Below are 22478 nucleotides of genomic sequence, written 5' to 3' on the forward strand. Positions count from 1 at the left end.
CAGCGCGCAGCAGTTACGCCTCCTTGTATAAGGGTTTCCTTACAAGTTTTATGGATTGTCCGTCTTCTTCGGGGGCGACTAACTGACGATCATCTCCGCCACTCAATGCGTTGGGCGATTGCCCAGTAGCGCATTTGAAGCGCCTGCCTGGTTAATGACCGCACAGTGAACGGCGATTTATCGGGCAGACCAGTATCGTTCATGGTTGAGAATCAAGCGTAGTTATGTCCGGAACACAATCGAAGATCGGCAAGGTGCGCGTGCCGCGCGTGCAAATTACCTACGACGTAGAAACAGGGGGCGCTGAACAAAGCAAAGAGTTGCCGCTGGTGATTGGTGCGGTAGGTGAATTTGCAGAAGAGGATAACGATCTTCGCGAGCGCAGTTTCATCAACATCGATAAAGACAACTTCAACGAGGTGATGAGCAGCCTGCGCCCCTGCGCGGACGTGATAGTGGACAGCGTATTGCCCGGTAAAGAGGGGGCAATGGCGTTGGCCTTGACGTTCTCGTCCATGGAGGACTTCACGCCCGACCAGGTCGTGCAGAACGTTCCTGAACTCAAGGCGTTGCTGCAAATGCGCAACGAGCTGAGCGAGCTGCGTAATCGCGCCGCCAGCAATATCCAATTGAAAGAGCGCCTTGGCGCTGCGTTGGAGCAGGGCTACCGCCCCGAAGGGCAGCCAGGCGACGATGGGGAAACCGCATGACGCAGGTAGCCCATCAAGAACAGCTCGCCCAGCCTGTCGCCACGCAATTGCTCGACGAAATCATCGATTCCACCAACGCCATCCGTCGCGAGTCCGACCGTGGCAAGTTGCGCACGCAGTTGACACATTTTTTCCAGGAGCTCGAGGCGGGCTCGGTCATGTTGTCCAGCGATCTGGTCTCGAGCCTCGAGGCACGTATCGCCCAGATCGATCAGCTGCTTTCCGAACAGGTCAGCCTGATCATTCAGGCGCCGACGTTCAGGCAGCGAGAGTCGGCTTGGTCGGGGCTGCATAAACTGGTCCATACCAGCGTGACGGAAAACGTGCGGGTGCGCATGCTCAATTGCAACAAGCGCGAACTGCTCAAGGATTTCAAATCGGCGTCGGATTTCGATCAATCCGTCTTGTTCAAGGCTGTCTACGAAAGCGAATACGGCACTTATGGCGGAACGCCATTCTCCGCTTTCGTCGGCGACTTTGCCTTCGATAACACCGCAGAAGACATCCAGTTGCTCGAGCAGATCTCCCATGTCGCCGCTGCGGCCCATGCGCCGTTCTTCAGTGCCGCGGCGCCAGGCATGTTCGCAATGAACAGTTATCGGGATATCGCTCAACCGCGCGACTTGGGCAAGCTGTTCGACACCACCGACTACGCCCGCTGGAACAGCTTCCGCCAGACCGACGACGCGCGTTACGTCGGCCTGACTTTGCCGCGTGTCATCGGGCGTTTGCCTTACGGCAGCAAAACGGTGACTGCCGAAACCTTCCAGTTCGAAGAACGCCATCTCCAAGTCAGCCCGGATGAAAGCTACCTGTGGGTCAATGCAGCCTACGAGTTGGCCGGCCGGTTGGTCGAGGCATTCGAAGAGTACGGTTGGTGCGCGAATATCCGCGGTGTCGAAGGCGGTGGCTTGGTGCGGTCTCTGCCGGCCCACACCTACACGGCGCAGAGCGGCGAGCGCTTGCTTCAATGCCCAACCGAAGTGGCCATTTCCGACCGCCGGGAGAAAGAGCTCGCCGACCTCGGCTTCATTCCCCTGATTTACTGCAAGAACACCGATTTCGCTGCGTTTTTCGCAGTTTCCTCAGTCAACAAGCCGCGCAAATACCTGTCCGACCACGCCAACGCCAATGCGCGCTTGTCCAGCCAGTTGCCCTACATCCTGACGACGTCCCGCTTTGCCCATTATTTAAAGGTCATCGTGCGCGACAAAGTGGGCAGTTTCATGTCTCGCGAACAATGCCAGGACTATCTGCAGGCCTGGATCGACCAGTACGTGTTGGCTTCCGATTCCGCCTCTGCGGAATTCAAGGCGCGTCGGCCGTTGCGTGAAGCCCGGGTGGAAGTGTCGGAAGTCGCGGGCGCTCCCGGCGTGTACCGCGCAGTGGCCTACCTGAAACCGCATTACCAATTGGAAGGGCTCACGCTCTCGCTTCGCCTGGTGGCAGAACTTCCTGCCTCGGCATCTTAATCAACCAACCACTGGAGCAGTACGATGAGTAAGACAGTCGCCGTGTACCTTGACGGGATTGGCGGTATGAACAAAAGCGATTTCAGTACCTGGGCAACCGCGCGAAATTTCCCTTCGCTGCATATGGTGCGCCGCATGCAGCGTACCGCCGATGGCAAAGCGCTGACCGTCAACGAGGCGCCGGAGTACTTCGATATTCCAATCCAACTGTCACTGTCCGACAACATGGCCGGCGATATCCATGATCATTTCATCAACAAAAAAGAAGCCATCAAGGAAGTGGTCATTGCCGCTGTTGCGGACCGCAACGACAAAAATGCCAAGCCCCTCACTCAAGTGACGTTGACCAATGTCATCGTGCAGGACCTGAGCCTGGATACCGAAGAAACCTCGGGTGAATACGTCGCGGGCTTCGTACTCGATTTCCAAACCATCCAGACTCAGTACGCCAATGGCGCGCAGAAGAAGGACATCACTTGGGAGAAGGGTGTTCGTCAGCATTGACGCACGTCCACGCTGAGGGAAGCTGATGTGTCCTTGTTGTCTCGTTTGATCGAACACGAAGTGTCGTGTGACGAAAAGGCATGGCTGCATCAGCTGCTCAGTGAGCTGGAAATGGTGCTGCAGTCCAAGGCGGCAGCACCTGTCGGGGCAGGTGGCGAAGACACCATCCTGCAGTACGGAATTCAGCTGGAGCGTATCGATGGCTTGCCTCTTGCCCAGAAGCAGGAAGAAATTGGGCGGCGTTTGCTGGAGGCGATCCTGGCATTCGAGCCCCGCATGCACCAAGTGCGACTGCTCGAGCAGCAGCAGTGCTCGGCAGGTATGACCTATTCGTTCGTCGCCGCCGTCGGCGATGAAGACATCGCTTTTTCCATCGTCTGGAACGATGCCCTCGATAGCGCAGCTATCCGTCCCTAGACGAAGAGACTCTATGCGTAACTTGATGTCTTATTTCCGCCAGGAGCTGCAGTTGCTCGCGCAGCAGGGAAAGTATTTTTCCCGACGGTTTCCGGGCGTCGCCCAGGCATTGGGTATGTCAAAAGGCAATTTCGACGACCCGCATACCGCACGGCTGATGGAGTCGTTCGCGCTGTTGACCGCGCAACTGCACCAGCGGCTGGACGAGGATGTCCCGGAAATCGCCAACGGCGTGATGCAAAACCTTGCGCCACAACTGCTCAGATCCTTTCCCTCGTCGTGCATCGTGCAGTTTCAGCCGGATGTCCAGCAAGGGGGCATGACCCAGGTGCGGAACATCCCGGCAGGGTTCGAGCTGCAGAGCAATCCCATCGACGGGCAGACCTGTCGGTTCCTGACTCATTACCCCTTGCGGATCTGGCCGGCCCGAGTCGATGACGCGTGCCTTGCGCAGTCACACCTGGATGATACGTGGCAGTTGCGTTTGTCAGTGCAACCCTGGCCAGGGAGTGTCATTCGCGAAAACCATCTGCGCGTTTGGCTGGAGGGCAGCGAAGAACTGGTGCATACCCTGCTGGCCCAGTTGTGCGCGCATGTCCAGCACATCACGGTGCGTCACGCTGGCAAGCGCTTCGATTTGCCAGTGCAGCGCCTTCGACACGTGGGATTCGAGCAAGACGAGCTGTTGTTGCACAAGCAGGCGCGGACCGCGCCGACCCATGGCCTGATGCTGGACTTCGCGCAGTTCGCGCAACGCTTTCACTTCCTGGATCTGCCATTACCGGAGAAGACAAGTCTTGCCGGGCCGGAGCCCTTGGAATGGGAAATCACGTTCCGGCGCAATTGGATGGCGCCTGCATTGGCTGCTATCGCACCTTTGGTAAGTGCTGCCAACTTCCAGATCAATTGCACACCAGCGCTTAATTTATTCGCATGCCGCGCAGAGCCGATCACCTTGCAGTCGCAAGTCGACGAACATCCGGTTATCGCGGACATGAAAAACCAGAAGAGCGTAGTGTTCTGGGCCATTGAGTCGGTCAGGCTGCGCCAGGTCAAAGGCGATGAAGCGGTCACGACGATCCTTTCGCCACTGTTGGGCCTAGAGGGCTATCACGTCGATGCCGGGCCGGGGCTGCATTGGCAGCTTGTGCAACGAGAGCTACTGCGAAAGGACGGCGCTGGCATCGGCACGTTCATCGCGTTTTCCGACCGCCGTCCCTTGCCCCATTCCGAGCTCGCGGGCGTCGTGATGCTGGAGATTCTTTGCACTAACGGCGCGCTGCCTACGGAAATGGCCAACGGGCATCCTGATGGAGACTTCGTGGCACCGGCCGAGCTGCCAGGGATGACCATCAACGCCCTGACGCGTCCCTCGGCACCCGTACATCCACCGCAGGGGACGGCCTCGGTCTGGCGGTTGGTTTCCCAGTTGACCCTCAATCATCTGCTGCTGAGCGATCAACAGGGGTGCCAGTATCTCAAGCACAGCTTGTCGCTCTACAACCTGAGCCATTGTCCACGCTTTCGCCAAGCGATTGAGCTTGTCCGGGACCTCCAGATGACCTCGATCCACGAACGCCTGATCGCCAGCGACCCCCATTCAACGGCACGCGGGCTGAGCATAACGGTCAGCTTCGCCACCCAGGCCCGGACCTTTGGCTATTACACCCTGTTCTGCTGTTTTCTTGACCATCTGCTGGGTCTATATGCCCCAGTCAATGGGTTTTCGCGCCTGACTACCTGCATCGAGGGAGTCGAGGAGTCCCGCCAACAGTGGCCGATCAGGGCGGGGAGGCTTTCGTGGCTGTAAGGCTGTCGGCGGTCAACCGGCATTTTTACCAATATGTACGCCAACTGCTGAACCGCATTGCCGGCGAGCGGCCAGCGGGAAAGAACGAGCTGTTGCAAGACTCGCTGGAGATGGTTTCACCGCTCTCGCTAGAGGCCTCGCCCACTGAAGTCAGCGATGCGCACAAGGTGGAGGGCCGTTGGCGAATCACTGTTTGGCAGCGTGGTCTGGTAGGAGCATTGGGCGCGCTGCCGACGGCTTACACCCAATGGCTGATCGACCGCTACTACACCCGTGGTGAGCGTGCGGCCAAGGCATTTCTGGATCTGTTCACGCATCGCTTGCAGGTGCTGCGTTTTCTTGTCTGGGAGAAAAGCCGGTGCTATGCGCGTGCAGAGCTGCGCGACGAGGTACCACTGAGTACGGCCAGCCGAGCTTTGAGCGGCGTGCTGAACAACCCCCGTGACGAAGCATTGTTGTCGTACCGCTATGCGTCGCTGCTGGCGCAGCCGGTTCGCTCGCTCACGGTGCTCGAAAGCTGGATACAGCAGGTTTTCGACGTGCCAGTGGTGATTCGTCCGTTTACCGGCAGTTGGCAACCAGCCAGCGAATACACGCTGTCGCCCCTGGGCGCAATGAAATTGCCCCTGGGCCATGCGCCGATGTTGGGGGGCGTGCGTTGGGTGCCGCAAAGCCGTTTTGCCCTTTCGATAGGTCCGGTGGGTTCCCTGCAGGCGCAGTCGTTCATGCCTGGGCGTGACTCGTTGGCGCAGCTGCATCGCTGCCTGCAGTACTTCGTCGGGGCCGATCTTGGCTTCGACATCGAAATCACCATCCATGAACCGATGCCGCTGCCTGCCGTGCTGGGCAAGCGGCGGTTGGGCATGTGCGCTTGTCTCGGTCAAGGGCAGGTCGAGCGCCGTATCAAACTACCCTGGGAGCTAGTGACATGATCCTCACCAAACTGAGCTTCAGTTCACCCGCGCACGCACGGTGGGAAATCCACCGGGTCGAGGGGCGGGAAGCACTTTCCTCGTTGTTCGAGTACACGATGACCATACGTGCCTACCCCGGTGAGCCCGTCATCGACGCGCTGGGTACCCTGGTGAGTTGTCGGATCGCATCCGCCGGAATCGACCGCTTCATTCACGGGTATGTCAGCAGCGTCAATCAGTGCGAGGAGCACCGCTGGCAGCTCAGTGTGGTTCCGCAACTGGCGGTGACTCGACAACGTCGGAATCTGCGGGTTTTCCAGAACATCAATGTGGTCGATCTGGTGGTTTCGATCCTGGCCGAGTATGGGTTGTCCGCACAGACGACGCACTTGATCGGCGAGTACCCCGAACAACCGTTCTGGTTGCAGTACCAGGAAACCGACTTCGACTTCATATCGCGTCTGCTCGAGCGTGCGGGCATCCACTATTTCTTCCGGCATGCACCCGATGCCCACCACCTTGTCTTGATTGACCATACCGGCGGCTGTGAACGCGCCAAAGGCCCGACATTGATCTGGCAGGAAACATGGCGCGATTTGGAGCTCAACAGTCTTCGAGGGGTGGTCGCGAGTCAGTGGGCGCCGGCACCGCCCGAAGCGGTCGAGCCGGTGCACGGCTGGATCGACAGCGCGGCATTGCCCGTGCTGGACCCCAACGGTGAGCAATGGACGCGTCGGGCTGACAGCGAAGCGAAAGTACGCAACGAAGAAGCCGCGTCGCGGGGCATCCTGCACGCCGATGCAATGGCATTCTGGATTAGTGTTGGAGAACGGGTCAGCCTGGGCAGAAACCCTACGCACGAGGGCGAGTACTGTGTGGTTTCGATGGACATGTCCATCGACAACCGGTCTGCCAACAGCAAGGCCGAGCCGGCAAGGCTTGGTCTGCAAGCGAAAAGCCTCAAGCTGCGGCCTCACTGGAAAACACCGGTTCCGGTCATTCCGGGCGTGATGATGGCAACCGTGGTGGGGCCTGCGTCCGAGGCGGTCAATGTCGATGAACATGGCCGTATCAAAGTGCGCTTTCACTGGGATGAAGCGCAGCGTCAGAGTGACTCCGCGTCCTGCTGGATTCGCGTGGCCCAGGGCTGGGCAGGGCCAGGCTTTGGCGCGTTCTGCCTGCCCCGAGTGGGCACCGAAGTCCTGGTGAGTTTCATCCAGGGCAACCCCAATAGCCCGGTGGTCACAGGCTCGCTTTACAACGAACGCGATAGCTGGCCGGTGCCGCTGCCAGCGCAAAAGCTCAGCAGTGGGATCACCACGCGCAGCGAGCCTGGCGGCGATACCCGTCACGGTCATCGCCTGGTGTTCGATGACCGAAAAGACGCGGAACTGATCCAGCTGCACTCGGAAAAGGACCTCTCGCTAAAAACCCGGCATGACTTGCTGGCCGAGTTCGGCAATGCCGTCCATATCACCGTCGGTACAGGACGAAGCACGCAGATCAAGGAAGGCGATGACCTGTTAGACCTAGGGCAGGGGAGTTACCGCCTCACGGCAAAAGGCGATTGCACCCAGGAGTTCGATGGCCAGCACCGGATAAAAAGCCGCACGGCAGGCAGCACCATCAGTGCGGCGAAGGCGTGCCTGATCGAGTCCAACGAGAATGTGGTCATCAAGGTGGGTAGCAGCGAGATCAGCATCAGCCCTGCCGGTATCTCTCTCAAAGCCCCGCAGATCACCCTCAAGGGTGACGCTTTGACGGTCATCGATGGTGGCCTGATCAAAATTGGATAGCGAGCGCACACCATGAGCCAGCCAGCAGCACGTCTGGGCGATATGCACCTTTGCCCGGCCGCTGACCCAGTTCCCCATGTCGGCGGGCCTATCACCGGGCCCGGCAATCCGAAAGTGCTCATCGGTGGCATGCCCGCAGCGGTGGTCGGCGACTTGCTGACCTGCACCGGGCCCGCGGACACCATCGTCAAAGGCAGCGCCAAAGTGTTGATCGGCGGCAAGCCAGCCGCGCGTATGGGTGACCAATGCGCGCATGGCGGCAGCATCGCTGTGGGATACCCGAAAGTTCTGATTGGATAACAACCCAGATGAGTGAAGAACATAACGTGCGGATTCAGGCGTTGATGGCGCCAATCGGCTCCGAGGCCCCGGCGGGGCACGACATCGAGTACGACAGCCTCTATGAGCAGATTCGCCAGGCGCGCGAACACGAGGAGGTGGTGGCCGAGGACGAGTGGGCCTGCGAAGCCAAGGTCGCCGACTGGCAGCAAGTCATTTTGCTCGGGGAGGAGGTGCTCAGGGAGCACTCCAAGCACTTTCAGATCGCTTGCTGGGTGACCCAGGCCTGGATGCACCAGCAAGGGCTGACAGGATTGGCCCAAGGCCTGGCCTTGCTCGAAAGCATGGTGCGCCAGTGGTGGGCGAGCGGCTTTCCGGCCTTGGAGGCCGACGGCGAACCTTATCGGTTGGCGATGTTCGGTCGCCTGGATCGGGACATTGGCCAATGGCTGCTAACCCACTCGATGACCGGCTCGCCGCAGTGCTCGCTGGCTTGGTGGCAGCAGGTGCTTCGTCATGAGCACCTCAAGCGCAGCGAAGAGACGAACACACCGGACGAATACAGCCTGGAGCAATTTCGTCTGTGGGTGGTTCGGGAACTGGAGGCTGCGCAATTGGATGCTCTGCTTGAGCAGGTCAGGAACTGTCGCAGCCTGTTGCAACCGTTCGCCCACGGGTTGTCCGCAGTCATGGCCAGCAGTGGCGCAAGCGTGATGGCCAAAACCCAGGAAAAGTTTGATGAGTGGGACGCTTTTGTGTCGCGGATGCTGGAATGGTTTGCTCCGCTCGGAGTCAGCGATGAAGGGGGGCAGGCGCCATCCCCCGAGCGTGTGGCGGAACGTGCGGCGCAGGGAGCCCAGTCTCGTGAAGCCGCAATCAGCCAGATGCAGGACATCGCCCGGTATTTTCGTCAGCACGAGCCCTCCAGTCCTGTGCCGATGCTGATGGACCGGGCGGTGCGCTGGGCGAGCATGCCGTTGCAGCAATGGTTGGCGGAGATGGTGCGCGACGAGAACTGCCTGAGGGACATCAACCTCGTCCTGGAGGGGCCGCAAGCATGATGCGTCCACTTCGATGGTTTGTGCTGCTGTGCGTTGCGGGTCTGTCTAGCGCGTGTTCGTTGAACGAGGCGCAGCGCCAGAAACTGCTGCAACAATCGCCGCCCTGGTATGCGGAGGCCGGCATCGTGGTCAATGTGAAGACCGAGCCGACGCTCAATGCCTGGAAAGGGCTGGCCAACTCGGTATCGCTGTTGATCCTGCAAGCGCGTGACCAACACAGCCTTAACGCGCTCGTCGCATCAGAAAAGGCTGCTCGCGCGTTGTTCAGCGGTGCGGCATTGCCGCCGCAGATACTTGCGATCGACCGTTTCACGGCTTTGCCTGGCCAGCAGGCCACCCTGCATGTGAACCGTGTCGAGAACGCCCGGTACGTCGCAGTCATCGCTGGCTACTATCCCGTGCCCGGCGCCCAGCAGGCTGCGGTGGTTGCTGTACCGGTTGAAATCAAGCGGGGATGGCTCGGCTGGAAGGTATCGATCGAGACCTTGCGTTTCTCGACATTGTGGGGGGAGCGCGCGCTGGTGAAGCTCGAGGGCGCGACGAACCTGCTGCCGACCTCCTCGGATCGACAGGAGTATGGGCAATGATCCAGGCGCAACTACCCGTTTACTGGTACTCCGGGCTCTACCTGCAGCCGCAGCATTTCCAGTCGATGGATCTTCATCAAAGCTGGCAGCATGCGCAGCATTGGCGCCATGGCAAGCCGTGGCAGTCAGGGATCGTCAAGGCTCAGGTCAACCCGCACGCCTTGCTCGACTTCACGGTGGAGTTTCACGCTCTGGAAGTGGTGACAGCCGCCGGTGAGTACCTTGCGTTTCCAGGCAACTGCCATCTGCAAAAACGCTGTTTTCGTGAAGCCTGGAAGCAGCGTGACAAGCCGTTCACCATCTGGGGAGCGCTGCGCCGGCTCGACCCGCAGCAACAGAATGTCACCGTGCTAGAGCAAGGCCGCGAGCAGCCACTGACGCGCTGGGTCACGGCGACTCCCGAACACACGATGCGTGATCTGTATCACCAGGGCCCGGAAGTCGAAGTGCCGCGTGTCCTTCACAGCCTGCGTCTGCTCTGGGACGACGAGCGCCAGGAGGCATTGAGCGATCAGTGCTTCCCATTGTTGCGTGTGCGTATGCGCGACCATGAAGTGGTCGTCGACGAAACCTACGCACCACCTGGCATCGTCTTGGACAGTTCCGAGGCCTTGCGTTCGAAACTCGAGCAGATCTTTTTCGAACTGACCCAGCGTACGCAGGGCCTGGCTGAGCTCAAACACTCGTTATGCAGGCTCACCAGCGAAGTCAGCAATGAGTCCTTGGTGCTGACCCTGGTCATGCGTTCGCTCAATCGTGCGCTGCCGATGTTGCAGGCCTACCTGGGCGCGCCGGGTGTCCACCCCTGGCAGGCGCACCTGTTGTTGGCCCAGTTGGTCGGCGAACTCTCCACCTTCAACGATGACTGCAACCATTTGGGCCAGTGGCAGCACGATGCGTCGGCAGCGCTGCAGTACGACCACGACCGGCTGTTTGAAAGTTTCGAGCAAGTCCAGCGAGTTTTGCACAGGCTGCTCAACAGCATTGCGCTGGAAAAAAATACCTATCGCACCTTCGAGCGGGACGAGCGAGGGATTTATCAAAGCCGCCTTGATCGGCAAATGATCGCTCAAGCCAAGAGCTTATATATAAAACTTCAAAGCAGCAGGTTCATTGACAACGAGGCGATGGTTCATGGGCTGGATACCGCCAAACTGGCCGACCCTCAGAGAATGGAGTCATTGATTCAGCATGCATTGTCAGGTGTTTCGCTACGCCTATGTCAGAAAACACCTATAGAGCTGCCTAGGCGTGAAGATACATGCTATCTGGAAATTGATATCCGTGACCCAAATTGGGTAACGGCGGAACAGTTTCAGAAACTCAGTTTCTTCTGGGCATACGCGCCCGATGATTTGAGCGTTCAGCTGGTTTATGCAGGGCGAATTGATGCAGGTCGTTGAGTGTTACCTTCCCTTGATCCAATTCATTGCCAGCACAAAAGCGGATACGGCAGGGGATTTCACCGCGTTTCGGCAACAGGTGGAGCGGTACTTGGCCGAAGCCGCACAGGCCAGCGCGATTCTTGTCGGCAAGGATGATCTACATGCCTCGCGCTTTGCCATCATGGCTTGGGTCGATGAATGGGTGCTGTGTTCCGCGTTGGCGCTGCGCCATGAGTGGCGCGACCGTTTGCTGCAGTCTGAACACTATCAAACAGTGGTGGGCGGGGAAGCCTTCTTTACCAGGTTTGACGCTCTGGACGCGTGCAATCACCAAATACGCATGGTCTATCTGACTTGCCTGTCGCTCGGATTCCAAGGCAAGTATCGCCATCTTGAGCCGGCGCAATTACGGGCACGTATCGCGTCGGCGCGCCAAGCGTTGCCCCACGCCTGGCAACCCGAACACAGTTGCGCAGAAATAACACCTGTCGACCGTCAAGGCATCAAGCGTAAGCGTCGGCATCTTTGGATATGGCGTTATCGTTTTTTTCTGACCCTGACAGTCTTGTGGGCGATGGTTTCTGTTGGATTGTTGTTCACCTTCTTGTAGTCAAACATGAAAAAGATACTTTCATCCTCCGGCTGGATTTTACTGGCTGGCTTGCTCTTTTTGTTGTGCGCGTTAGTTGCACTCGCTCGAGAGGGCTCGTTGTTTGCTGCCTTGTTTATGTGGGCCGGTGTTCTGTTGGTTATTCTGCTGTTTCGCCTGTTGATGGTGGCGTTCGGCGAACTTCGCGGGCATCCGCGTATGCATCGGTTCCTCGCCGGCTTTCAAGTTTCCCGAAAGGTTTTCTTGTTGCGTGAGCATTGGCGAAGCGGGGCGCGTACATTAAAGCGCTTGAATCGCTTTGGTGCGCAAATGCCCTGGTTTGTATTCGTAGGTGGGCGCGATGGCAAGACGACGCTGCTCGACAGCGCACAACTGCCCGTGTTGTCCCAGTTGGATACGCGCGAACGGATACTCCCGACCCGGACATTGAAATGGTGGTTCTTCAAACACCTGTGTGTGCTGGACGTCGGTAGTCATTTCTCAACGGGCAATGCCACGGCACAGCGCAGTTGGAAACGCCTGGTGCGATGGGCCAGGCAGGTCCGGCCACCCCAGGGCGTGCTCGTCTCGATCAATTGCACGGCACTGCAGACGCATTCTCCGGTGCAGCTGCATGAACATGGGCGTCGCCTGCGTGAGCAGCTTGAACAACTGATCAAAGCCTGCGGCCAAGCATTGCCGGTGCATGTCGTGATTACCGGTATCGATGCCTTGCCAGGCTTCAACGCCTGGCAGCGCACGCTGACGGATGAGCAGCGTGAACACGCTTTGGGGTACCAGTGGGATCGCCCACCGGTCGTCGATCGAAACACGTCGTTTCTCGAGCCGTTGTTCGACACGCTCTGCGACGGATTGCTGACCCAGTGCCTGAGCACGCTGGACGCCACGCCGCCTGGCCAGGCCACGGCGCAGCGCCTGGGATTCCCAGGGCGGGTGCGGGCGCTCAAACCCGGCCTACTGCGTTTCGTGGTCGCGCTCTGCGAACCAGACCCTTACCACGCCACGGGGGTACTCAAAGGCGTGTGGTTGACGGCTGCGCCCGGAATGGCCCAAGCCGGAGAAAAACGCCAGGGATATTTTGTTGCAGAGTTGTTGAGTCAGCGCTTGCTGCAGGTCGCGCAATCGTCGGCAGGGGAGCGGTATGTACGTTGCCCAGGTGTGCACAGGCCGTCGCTTGCTAGGGTGGTATTCGCCTTAGCGGCCGGGGCGCTGCTGTGGAGCGGCTGGAAGACGTATCACCTGTATGACGCACCTCCCCCTTCGGAGTTGCCGGTCAGTGTCGTGCGGCTGGCGCAACTGGATGCAGGTTTCGCTCAGCCGATGCTGCATATGCCTTATGTGCCGTTGATGAGGTATTGGCAGGCACGGCTCGAGCGGCAGTTGCTCGAGTCCGGGGGATGGCGCGAAAACGACCAGTCGGCGGCCCAGGTCCTATGGCAACAGCAGTTCGCACAGGCTGACGCCGCGCAGAAACGGCAAATGATCCTGCAACTGAGCTCGGCTGTGCTTTTGCAGGAAGCGGTGCTCGATCAGCAGACATTGCCAGTGCTCGCACCGCTGCACTGGGAGGGCAATAGTTTCTATCCGCTGACGTTCGACAAATCACTCAGCCCGAAGGAAGTGTTGTTGATCACACGGGCATGGGGGCGGCGCAACCCTGATCGCTTGCCGTTGGCCGAGCAGCGCGCGCTGCTGTTGTCGTGGGTCGAGCAGGACCCGGCCTGGACTTGGCTTTTGCAAGGGCGCGACACATTACCGGCATTGCGGTCTGCCCAATTTTGGCAACATTGGCCCGTGCAAACCGAACTGTCGGGCCTGTGGCTGCAGGCGGGCGAGCGAACAGTGCAAGAAGAAATCACCTTGGTCTCCCGCGCATTGCACAGCGCCGATCGGCAGCCATTCCAAGCCTTCTGGAAAACCTGGAACTCGCGTCGGCAGGAAGCTTGGCTGGCCTTTATCGGCGATACGATCGCGCAAGTCCACGCACACGCAGAACACCCCCTTGCCAGCGACGAGAGCGTGGCATTGCTCAACGGGCAGGATCCGGCGAGCCGCTTTATCGCGCGCACCGTATCGGAGCTGGCGACCATCCCTGGCGCTGAAAGCCAGACATGGCTGAATGAAATGCGCCGTGTGTCGCACCTGCAGGCCCAGTGGCGACCGGCCACCGTGCAGGAGCGGTTGTTCGTCTGGGAAAAAGGCGCTCGGGGTTGGTTCTATCGACAGTGGGGTAGCACGCGTAGCCAGGCCTATGCCAGCCAGCAGGACCGTGAGGTATGGCAAGCATGGAGGGACAACCTTGCTGCGGCAGTGAACATGACATTGCGGCCTACAGACTTAGCCAGGACGGCGCAAGGGTTGTTCGTTCATCAGGAAAGTGAGGGGCAATCGGCGTCCAACGTGCTGGAGGCGTTGCACGCGGCGTTCACCCGACTTGAGGAACACATGGCGTTGCCCGCCCAGGGGCAGGGCAGCGGCACGGTCTGGGAGCTGTTGCGCACACAGGTTGACGCGCTGACGGCCAATGCCGTTTCGGTCGTTGCCTGCGAACTGGAAGGGCATTGGCAGAACCAGGTCTTGCAGCCTTTGAGCGACACGCGGCTTCAGCACAACGCCCGTCGCCAGGAGGAAATGGCCTGGCAATTGTTCCAAGGCTTCTTGAAAGACAAGGCCCTGGCGTATCTGACGCCCGGCCAATCGGGGCTTTCGCCGAAGTACTGGCAGGACAGCGCGATACCGTTCACGACGGAGTTCCTGCAAGTGCTCAACAGCGCGACTTCGTCCCAGGATCTGGAGCGTCTGCCGCTGCGCGAACAAACGCGCAATCAAGATGAACTCTCAGCGCAGCAAACTGAGCTGGCAAGGCTGAAGGACCTGGGCGCGGCGATGAGCGAGCAATGGCTCGAAACCCGTGTCACCACCCAACCAGCCACCATTCCTGGTGGGGCAGCGCTGATGCCGATTGGTACGAAACTCGGTTTGTCTTGCGGCAAGCAGACCACAGCGCTAACCAGCGCAAACCTGTACGAGGAGCGTGTGTTTCGCTGGGCGCCGGGCCAGTGTCAGAGCGTGAGTTTGTCGGTGGTGTTTCCACAAGGCGAGTTGAAGCGCCAGTGGCTTGGGGACGATGCCTGGCCGCGATTTCTCCAGGAGCTTGCAAGTGGCGAGCACCGTTATGCGCTGGAGGCGTTCGAGGCCGCCGATCCCTTGGTGTTCTCGCTGCAAGGCGTCAACGAGATCCTCGTGCGTTTTTCCTTGGAAGGGCATGAGCGCGCCTTGGAGCGATGGCGTGCCTGGCAACAGGTGACGCAGGCCATGGCACCGGTACGGGGGCAGATCTCGGCTTTACAGGACGCTGCAAAGCAGCATGGCAATTATTTCACCGGCAATTTGACGGCTCTGCCCGTCAGCGCCGTCCAGTGTCGACGTTAAGGGCTACGGGTAATGCACGATACATTGAGATCACGGGTGGCTTCTTTGTCGATCGAAGCGCGCAAGGCTCTGGATGAAGCAGCCTTGCGTGCCAGCGAGGCCGGACATTGCGAGATCACCTGCGATCATTTTCTGTTTGCGCTGATTTGCCAGCAGCCCCACTTGGCTGAAGGGCTTTCGCGCCATTGCGACCTAGATCTTCAGGCGCTGCAGGTCGAGCTGAAACGCCGATTGCAGGATAAACCCGGCGGTAATACCCAGAGCGTGGTGTTTTCCGAGTCGTTGGTCGGTGTCTTGGACGACGCCTGGGAGCGGGCCTGCCTGCAATGGGGGCATTCGTCGATTGGCGTGGCGTGTTGTTGGGCGTCATGGGTCGAACAGGGCGGATCGCGTCATCCGGAAGTGGCCTCGCTGCACGCCTGGCTTACCTGCGATGCGTCTGCGGCAGTGGCATGGTTGTGCACCCAAGGTCATGGGCAGCCAACGTCTGGACAGGAAGTCGGGGCGTTGAAAGCGTATGGCCACAACTTGACGCAGCAAGCGCGTGAGCAGCGCCTCGATCCTGTCATCGGGCGCGAAAAGGAAATTCGCCAGGTCATCGATGTCTTACTGCGTCGTCGCCAGAACAATCCGCTGCTGGTCGGTGAACCCGGTGTGGGAAAGACTGCACTGGTCGAAGGGGTCGCGCAGCGCATTGCGGCCGGCGACGTGCCGCAAGTCCTGAAAAACTGCGAAGTCTACAGCCTGGACCTTGGGCTGCTGCAGGCAGGGGCGAGTGTCAAAGGTGAGTTTGAAAAGCGGCTACAAAGCGTGGTGGAAGAGGCTGCGGCTTCGCCTGTTCCGGTGGTGCTGTTCATCGACGAAGCCCATCGACTGCAAGGCGCAGGCGGCATGGCCGGGCAGAACGATGCGGCAAACATGCTCAAGCCGGCGCTCTCCCGAGGCCAGTTTCAGGTCATCGCCGCGACCACCTGGGCCGAGTACAAGAGCATCTTTGAAAAAGACGCCGCGCTGGCGCGCCGTTTCCAGTTGATCAAGGTCGAGCCACCGAGCGAAACATCCGCCATTGCGATGCTGCGCCATGTCGCTCCGCTGCTGGAGCGGCACCATGGGGTGACCATTCTCCACGAAGCGATCGAAGCGGCCGTGCGCTTGTCAACGCGCTACATCATCGATCGCCAGTTGCCCGACAAATCCCTGGCATTGCTCGACACAGCCTGTGCACGGGTCGCGCTCTCGCAAACCCATGTTCCGCACGCCTTGGAAGACCTGGATGCACAACTGGCCAGTCTGGGCAGCCATCGGGATTGGTTGGCGCGCGAGAAGCGCGAGGTTCGGCTGCTGGAGAAGCTTGTCAGCACCCAAGCACGGCTCCAGCGAGCTCGAGAGGATGTTTACCAGCAATGGCAGCAGCAAAGAGCCTGGGTACAAGAGACGCTTGCCGGAGTGCCCGCTGGCGATGCCGCCAGCCGATCCCTGGCCGAGGCGCATGAACAGCAGGTGATGGTCCATGCCCACGTCGATGCGATGTGCGTGGCGCATGTGCTTTCGGGCTGGACCGGAATCCCGCTTGGCAAGCTCAAGGAGCGCACGCAAGCCAGCGAAACGACATTGCTCGGCCAGCTGCAAACCTACGTGGCCGGTCAGGAACCGGCATTGAAGGCGCTGGCCCGCAAACTGTTCATCACCCGAGCGGGGCTGCAGGCACCGGACAAGCCGGCTGGAGTGTTCATGCTGGCCGGCCCCTCGGGGGTGGGCAAGACAGAAACGGCATTGGCATTGGCACAGGTGTATGGCTCAGGGCCAGAGAGCCTGATCACGCTGAACATGTCCGAATATCAAGAGGCGCATACGGTCTCTGCACTCAAAGGGGCACCGGCCGGCTACGTAGGCTATGGCAAAGGCGGACGATTGACCGAAGCGGTCAGGAAGAGACCGCACTGCGTGCTGTTGCTGGACGAATTCGAAAAAGCTCACCCCGACGTACGCGAGATGTTCTACCAGGTCCTGGATAAGGGCTGGATGGAGGACGCCGAAGGGCAACGCGTGAGTTTCCATGATGCCTGGGTGGTGATGACCACTAATGTGGGATCGGAACTGCTGACTGAATGTCGTGCGGACGATGAGGTGATGTCGCATGTTCGCCAAGCCTGTGCCCAGGTGTTCAAGCCGGCCTTCATGGGGCGGGTGAATCTACAGGTCTATCAACCGCTGTGCCTCGAACAGTTAATGGCAATTGCCCGGCTCAAACTGGACAAGATCGTTGATCGCGTCGGTGAAGCCTCCCGAGGGTATATGCAGCTGGTCGTTAAACCGGCCATCGTCAAAGCGATTGCAACGGCGTGCCGTGTGAGCGAAAGCGGGGCGCGAGAAATCGATGAACTGATCGATGAACACGTGCTTCCCGAGGTGGCGAGGGTGGTAGCGACCGAACAGGGCAAGACAGGGGTGCTGACTCTGTCGTTCTCGAAAAACCGCTATCAGTGTCAGTGGAAAAACCTTTCGGCGGTCGAAGCGTAGGGGGCAAGAATGAGCATCTTCAATTCCAAGGTAGCGTATAAACACGCCATGCCGTCGGTTTCCAACTTTGAAATGCGTGGCGTCCTACCTGGCCCGCGGTACTCGACGAATCCAGCGACAGAGTCCAAGTTGGGTGAATGGGCGAATCTTTCTGCTAAAGGCCTTTGCCTGGTGCACGCGATCAGGACTGACCATGGCCTCTCGAGTGAATTGACGAGAAGGCCCGCTGAGGAGGTATTCCAGCGGTGGGACGTGTTCTCGACCTCCTTGATTGCCTCTCCGAGCGGTAAAGCTGGGAATCAACGGACGCCACATGGAACGTTTGCCGCGATTGGATTGATATTGGAGGTCCCGCCTGAAAATATCTTGGGTACGTTCAGGGGGGATGTGTACTTTCCCACCCATGAAACGGGTGAGAAGAATAAGTTTGCCCGATCCGTATTGTCCGGGCGTTCGACCTATAAAGACAAGCCGTTGGGGCGACGCGTTTATATAAAAGGCGGCTACAATCGTATCGAGACGCCTGAGTGGGTGGCGTCGAAGATTTATATATACAGTGAAGTTCTCGTCGTGGGCAGGCCGGGGTTCAAGTTGCACTACGCAATGACCAAGCCCATCAAGGTTGTCGGTATTCTCCACTATCAGAATTGCGAGTTGTCTTTGCGTGACCTGCCTTGGGAAAGGGCTGCGTTACTGCGAAGGTTGTGTGAGCTAAATCCGAAGTTGCCGCTTAGTGTTGTTTAAGATTGTCGAGATGTGATCAATCGCCGATATCGATTCTAAAATGCTAGCGACTAAATCGAAGTGGCGAATGGTCGAATATTATCTGTGCGAACGAAATCTGAAAGTGAGAGGCTCATGACTGATTTGAAGTCCAAGTCGGAAACTGCTACGTCGTCTTTGCTGCGGCGGCGACCCACCAACACCAAGTTCAATATGCATGGCAAGGCATGCACGCCAAAATACTCCCTCGAACCCAAATTGGAACAGCGATTGACGACGTGGGAAGACCTGGACGATCGCGACCTTTTCTTGGCACATCCCGTGACGCTGGAGTGTTTCTTGAGCAGTGATCTGAGTCGGCGAAAAGCGGAGGATGTTATCGAGGAGTGGGATGTGTTTTCCACCTCATTGGCTTCGTATGGCAACCCTGCCTCGGTACCATGGACTCGCGGGATTGGTCTGATTCTGGACATAAATCCTCAAAATATTCTCGGGACGTTTTCTCGGCCTGTCGGGCTGCCGTTTCCTGGACGGACCTCTAAGTATCAGTTGGCCCACAGCATAGAGGCGGGTATTAGCCGGAGCGGAAAGAAAATCAAAGGTGGGTATCGTAAAATTATGACGCCGGAGGAACTGCTCAAGTACAAAAATGTTGGCAATGAAGTACTGGTGATTGGTCGGCCCTACACGCGTGTGCATTTTGCCCAGACGCGCAAAATCAACGTAAAGGGTGTGGTAATTGTCAATCGGTACGATAGTGAAAAACTGCGTGAAGATTTTAATTTGATTAGGCTGCTGCGAGTGCAGAATCCAGGCCTTGAAATCTTTGCCATGTAAGACCTTATTGAAGATTTGTAAAGGTGCGGTGCGTTCATACATGCTGACGTGCCGTAATGTACGAACGGGCACTTGGACTATCGATGGGCAGGTTGAGCGACGCGGGGCGGCTGCACCCCAAATACTCATGATAAAAGTGTCGAGCACGCGCTAGGCCAATGGGAGCGACTGGCGGAGCAGAACAGTTTTGCAATGGCTGGTGGAGAAATATAATAAGGTCGTTCCGCCAAGCGAAATCATTGGACGAACGGCGTTTCATAATGAAGTTCTGGTCGTCGGCAAATCCAATGTGAATATATATTGCACGATGACGCAACCGATCAGGGTGCGCGGTATGCTCTATGCGTCTAAATACGAGGTTGCGGAAAATGATCGGGATCGATCGAGTTTCGAACTGGATTTTATCAGTCGCCTTCGTCAGTTGAGTCCAGGGCTTGGTGTTGTGCAGGTCTAAAGCGTGGGGTAATACGAGGTGTCATGTGGGTTGGTTGAATAAAATACGCGTCAGTTCGATATTCGAAGCGCTATCGGGTGAGGAGTCGAAAGCGGCTTTTACCTTCAAGCCGGCGACTCCATATCCAGCATATTCTTGCGACAAGAAAGTCGAAAAAAATTTGCAAGAGTGGGGGCGTATTTCCGAGATGGGGCTCTGCTTGGTGCATGCCGTGGGGGAGCATGCGCTGCCCGACAGCAAGTTGTTCCAAGGTCCGGCGCAGAATATCTTGAGCGGATGGGATGTTATTTCCACATCTTTGATCCATCGCAGACGATTATGGGCGCAAGCGCAGATCCGTAATCCGGCTCCAAATATAGCAAGGCTGCCGAAGAAGGCGCCGAGAATGTATGCAAATGTCGCGTTGATTCTACAGGTGCCGCCAGAAAATATTTTAGGCACTTTTCCAGAAGACGTCTTTTTTCCGACACATGCATCTGCAGAAAATTACGAGTTTGCGAATAGGATTCTAGGCGACAGAAGTGCAGCGCATCCCCTGCGCGGAGGCGCGTATACTAAAATTGAATCGCCGCGCAAGATAATGAAAAAAACCGGAATGGGACTCGGGAGATATAACGAGATTTTGATAGTGACCCGCCCGAATGTCCGGGTGCACTTTTCAGAAACGAAAAAGGTGGAAGTGAAGGGGATTATTTACACGCGGGGACGTTTCGGGTTTAGTCCGGAGGACGTCGAGATACTTCAGCGCTTGTGCGAATTGAATCCCGATCTTCCAGTCGAGGAAGCGTAAACCTGTCTTGGCGAACAGTGTGAATCTGAGCGATGGTTTCAAAAGCGAAAGAGCGAAAACTATATTCCGATCGCACCGCGATGCAGCATGACGGCGATTACGCAACTCAAGCTGAACAACGTCGTCCACCGTCTCGAGGCTGCATCTGGTGGTGATGTGCGAGAAATCGATGGGTTGATTGATGAGCATTTGCTACCGGACGTGGTGAGTGCACTGCTCAATAAGCAGTGAAGGCGTGGTGTGTTGACGTTGTCTTTCTCAAGACAGCGCTATCGATGTCAGTGGAAAAGCGGTGGTAGCAATGGGCTGCCCAATGCGCTTCAATTTTAGATACATGAGAGCTATAAACAGGCACTAGGAGCGTCGCGATGTTTGGTTGGGGGAAGTGCACCAGGGGGGAGACGAAGATGCCGAGATATTCCTACAACAGCAAGACTGAACGTACGCTGTGTCAGTGGGCGCAACTGGCAGTCGAGCAAAAGAAGTTCTTGGTGTACCGGGTGAACCTAGACAAGTTCGAAGGCAGTCCCTTGTCAAGGTGTAGGGCTGAAGATGTGCTCAATGAATGTGATGTTTTTCCTACCAATTTGATCGATATCAAGCAGGTATCACTAAGGCGGCACGATGATCGCCACATGAGCATTAGAAAATCGCATGAGCACACATTTGGCGAAGTGGCGCTTGTGTTGGAAGTCCCGCCTCAAAACATTCTAGGTGTTATCCCTCGGGGTTTTTCATGTTCGCCGATTTACTTTTTCAATGATTATCAGTCGCCCTATAGGCTTACCCAATTGGATTGGTTTAAGCTTCTGAAAAAATACAGGGTGCTGGTGACGCCTGATAAAATTCTCCGAAATCACAAGTATCATAATGAGGTGCTGGTCGTGGGTAGGCCGAGTCTGGAAATAAATGCCTTGAAAACACGGAGGATCAAGGTGGTGGGTATTATATGTACCCGAGAGCACGTGAGTGATGGTTTGAAAGACGGGAGTGCCACGCGAATGGCTATCTTGAGCCGTCTTTGTAAAATCAACCCAAGCCTAAGTGTCACGGTTGTATGAATCGGATATTGCTTAATAGCAACTAGCGGTTGTGCAGGCCGCTGTCTCTGACTCACTCAGCGATGATGAAAGAGTCGAAGGGTTGGGGACTGCGCCAGTCGCAACATTCGTCGATGTACTGCTAAGTGGCTTGGGTTTGTCAAGGGGCGGAACTGGGTTCGTGCGGGGTCCGTAAGGCTGAAATAATACTGTTAGAGTATATAAATTTACTTTATTTAGAACGCTACGCACGTGGGAGGGCATCAACGATGTATGGCCTCTAATTAGTGCATGCTGTGAATCTGCAAAAATATCACTGGGCTTTGATTTTCAGGCTAAAGCGCATGAATCCAGATCTTAGAGTGAACGTTATATCGTTGTGACGGGAGCGGTTATGTTCGAATGGATGTCGCGAATGTGCAGGACGAAAAAAAATGAGCAGCGGTCGAGTGGACCCAAGTACTCCTATGATAAAAAAATCGAACGTACGTTGCAGCAATGGGAACGTTTGGCAGATCGAAAGCGATTCCTGGTGCATGGGGTGAGCTTGGAAAAATTTGAAAATGGTCCTTTGTCAAAGCGTCAGGCTGAAGAGGTACTCAACAGTTGGGACGTTTTTTCCACGAGTTTGGTCGATATCAAACGGATTTCGCAATATAGGCATCGGGATCAAAAGAGAGGAAGGGCGCGATCCACACAGCTCTTCGGTGAAGTGGGGTTTCTACTCGAAGTGCCTCCGCAAAATATTCTCGGTACCTTTCCTCATGATGTCTTATTTCCGACGCATGTTAGTGCCGAGAATTTTGCTTTTGCCGATGCCATATTCAATGGTACTTCCAAGTTTGGGTGGATTAAGATGGTGGAGCGATACAATAAGATTGTGCCCCCCGATGACGTCATCGGGAAAACGTTGCTGCACAATGAGGTGCTTGTTGTGGGTAAGTCGAATGTAAAAATATATTTTCCGTTGACAGAGGCGATCAAGGTTGTGGGGATCATCTATGCGCCTCGTTACTTAGGAGGTGGTTTGAGGAAAATGAGTTTTGAGCGGCTGGTTTTATTGAACCGACTCCGTCAACTGAACGCGGGGCTGGATATCATTATTGTGTGAGGAGGGTGTTTGCCATGAGGCCTGAT

At 57.3% G+C, this 22478-nt stretch carries 21 protein-coding genes; all 21 read left to right on the forward strand.

Annotation, left to right across the window (positions count from 1 at the left end; translation table 11 throughout):
• Positions 1-224: 224 nt before the first annotated feature.
• The 21 genes from tssB to HMPREF3173_RS11045 all read left to right on the forward strand — a co-directional run bounded on the left by tssB (position 225) and on the right by HMPREF3173_RS11045 (position 22452).
• The gene (tssB, locus tag HMPREF3173_RS10955) at positions 225-710 is read left to right on the forward strand and encodes a type VI secretion system contractile sheath small subunit (protein WP_070573057.1); all 486 of its coding nucleotides are present in this window, start codon (positions 225-227) and stop codon (positions 708-710) included.
• Positions 707-2182, forward strand: a complete 1476-nt coding sequence (tssC, locus tag HMPREF3173_RS10960; protein WP_070573060.1) for a type VI secretion system contractile sheath large subunit — start codon at positions 707-709, stop codon at positions 2180-2182. The genes tssB and tssC overlap by 4 nt, the downstream gene beginning before the upstream one ends.
• Before the next feature lie 24 nt (positions 2183-2206).
• A complete protein-coding gene (locus tag HMPREF3173_RS10965) occupies positions 2207-2686 on the forward strand; it encodes a hypothetical protein (protein ID WP_043206629.1) in 480 nt (159 codons plus the stop codon).
• Positions 2687-2713: 27 nt separating this feature from the next.
• Positions 2714-3103, forward strand: a complete 390-nt coding sequence (locus HMPREF3173_RS10970) for a hypothetical protein (RefSeq protein WP_070573062.1) — start codon at positions 2714-2716, stop codon at positions 3101-3103.
• Positions 3104-3116: 13 nt separating this feature from the next.
• Entirely contained in the window at positions 3117-4913 is a 1797-nt protein-coding gene (gene tssF, locus HMPREF3173_RS10975; protein ID WP_070573064.1) for a type VI secretion system baseplate subunit TssF, read from the forward strand.
• Positions 4904-5845, forward strand: a complete 942-nt coding sequence (tssG, locus tag HMPREF3173_RS10980; protein ID WP_168166378.1) for a type VI secretion system baseplate subunit TssG — start codon at positions 4904-4906, stop codon at positions 5843-5845. The genes tssF and tssG overlap by 10 nt, the downstream gene beginning before the upstream one ends.
• The gene (locus HMPREF3173_RS10985; RefSeq protein ID WP_139146836.1) at positions 5779-7623 is read left to right on the forward strand and encodes a type VI secretion system Vgr family protein; all 1845 of its coding nucleotides are present in this window, start codon (positions 5779-5781) and stop codon (positions 7621-7623) included. Before tssG ends, HMPREF3173_RS10985 begins: the two co-directional genes overlap by 67 nt.
• Before the next feature lie 12 nt (positions 7624-7635).
• Positions 7636-7923 carry a PAAR domain-containing protein gene (locus HMPREF3173_RS10990; protein ID WP_070573068.1) on the forward strand — a complete coding sequence of 96 codons (288 nt, stop codon included), beginning with the start codon at positions 7636-7638 and terminating at the stop codon, positions 7921-7923.
• A gap of 8 nt (positions 7924-7931) precedes the next feature.
• Entirely contained in the window at positions 7932-8963 is a 1032-nt protein-coding gene (gene tssA, locus HMPREF3173_RS10995; RefSeq protein ID WP_070573070.1) for a type VI secretion system protein TssA, read from the forward strand.
• Positions 8960-9550, forward strand: coding sequence for a type VI secretion system lipoprotein TssJ (gene tssJ, locus HMPREF3173_RS11000; RefSeq protein ID WP_070573073.1), 591 nt, complete (start codon positions 8960-8962; stop codon positions 9548-9550). The genes tssA and tssJ overlap by 4 nt, the downstream gene beginning before the upstream one ends.
• Positions 9547-10953, forward strand: coding sequence for a type VI secretion system baseplate subunit TssK (tssK, locus tag HMPREF3173_RS11005; RefSeq protein WP_070573077.1), 1407 nt, complete (start codon positions 9547-9549; stop codon positions 10951-10953). Before tssJ ends, tssK begins: the two co-directional genes overlap by 4 nt.
• A 13-nt stretch (positions 10954-10966) precedes the next feature.
• Positions 10967-11545, forward strand: a complete 579-nt coding sequence (locus HMPREF3173_RS11010) for a DotU family type IV/VI secretion system protein (protein WP_168166379.1) — start codon at positions 10967-10969, stop codon at positions 11543-11545.
• A 309-nt stretch (positions 11546-11854) separates the two neighbouring features.
• A complete protein-coding gene (locus HMPREF3173_RS11015) occupies positions 11855-14977 on the forward strand; it encodes a type VI secretion system protein (protein ID WP_168166380.1) in 3123 nt (1040 codons plus the stop codon).
• 12 nt (positions 14978-14989) lie between these two features.
• Entirely contained in the window at positions 14990-17497 is a 2508-nt protein-coding gene (tssH, locus tag HMPREF3173_RS11020; protein WP_070573083.1) for a type VI secretion system ATPase TssH, read from the forward strand.
• A 9-nt stretch (positions 17498-17506) separates the two neighbouring features.
• Positions 17507-18241, forward strand: a complete 735-nt coding sequence (locus HMPREF3173_RS11025) for a hypothetical protein (RefSeq protein WP_070573085.1) — start codon at positions 17507-17509, stop codon at positions 18239-18241.
• 114 nt (positions 18242-18355) lie between these two features.
• Positions 18356-19057: a hypothetical protein gene (locus HMPREF3173_RS11030; protein ID WP_070573087.1), complete on the forward strand. Its 702-nt coding sequence runs from the start codon at positions 18356-18358 to the stop codon at positions 19055-19057.
• A gap of 187 nt (positions 19058-19244) precedes the next feature.
• Positions 19245-19511 carry a hypothetical protein gene (locus tag HMPREF3173_RS24330; protein WP_139146837.1) on the forward strand — a complete coding sequence of 89 codons (267 nt, stop codon included), beginning with the start codon at positions 19245-19247 and terminating at the stop codon, positions 19509-19511.
• Positions 19512-19536: 25 nt separating this feature from the next.
• Complete coding sequence (locus tag HMPREF3173_RS24335) at positions 19537-20301, forward strand: hypothetical protein (protein ID WP_139146838.1); 765 nt, start codon at positions 19537-19539, stop codon at positions 20299-20301.
• A gap of 87 nt (positions 20302-20388) precedes the next feature.
• Positions 20389-20532, forward strand: a complete 144-nt coding sequence (locus HMPREF3173_RS24580; RefSeq protein ID WP_168166381.1) for a hypothetical protein — start codon at positions 20389-20391, stop codon at positions 20530-20532.
• 176 nt (positions 20533-20708) lie between these two features.
• Positions 20709-21362 (forward strand): hypothetical protein, encoded by a 654-nt coding sequence (locus HMPREF3173_RS11040; RefSeq protein WP_139146839.1) that lies wholly within the window; start codon positions 20709-20711, stop codon positions 21360-21362.
• Between the two features lie 373 nt (positions 21363-21735).
• Positions 21736-22452, forward strand: a complete 717-nt coding sequence (locus HMPREF3173_RS11045; RefSeq protein WP_139146840.1) for a hypothetical protein — start codon at positions 21736-21738, stop codon at positions 22450-22452.
• Positions 22453-22478 lie beyond the last annotated feature (26 nt).

Origin of the sequence: Pseudomonas sp. HMSC08G10, from assembly GCF_001808425.1 — a bacterium.
Lineage (GTDB): Bacteria > Pseudomonadota > Gammaproteobacteria > Pseudomonadales > Pseudomonadaceae > Aquipseudomonas > Aquipseudomonas guariconensis.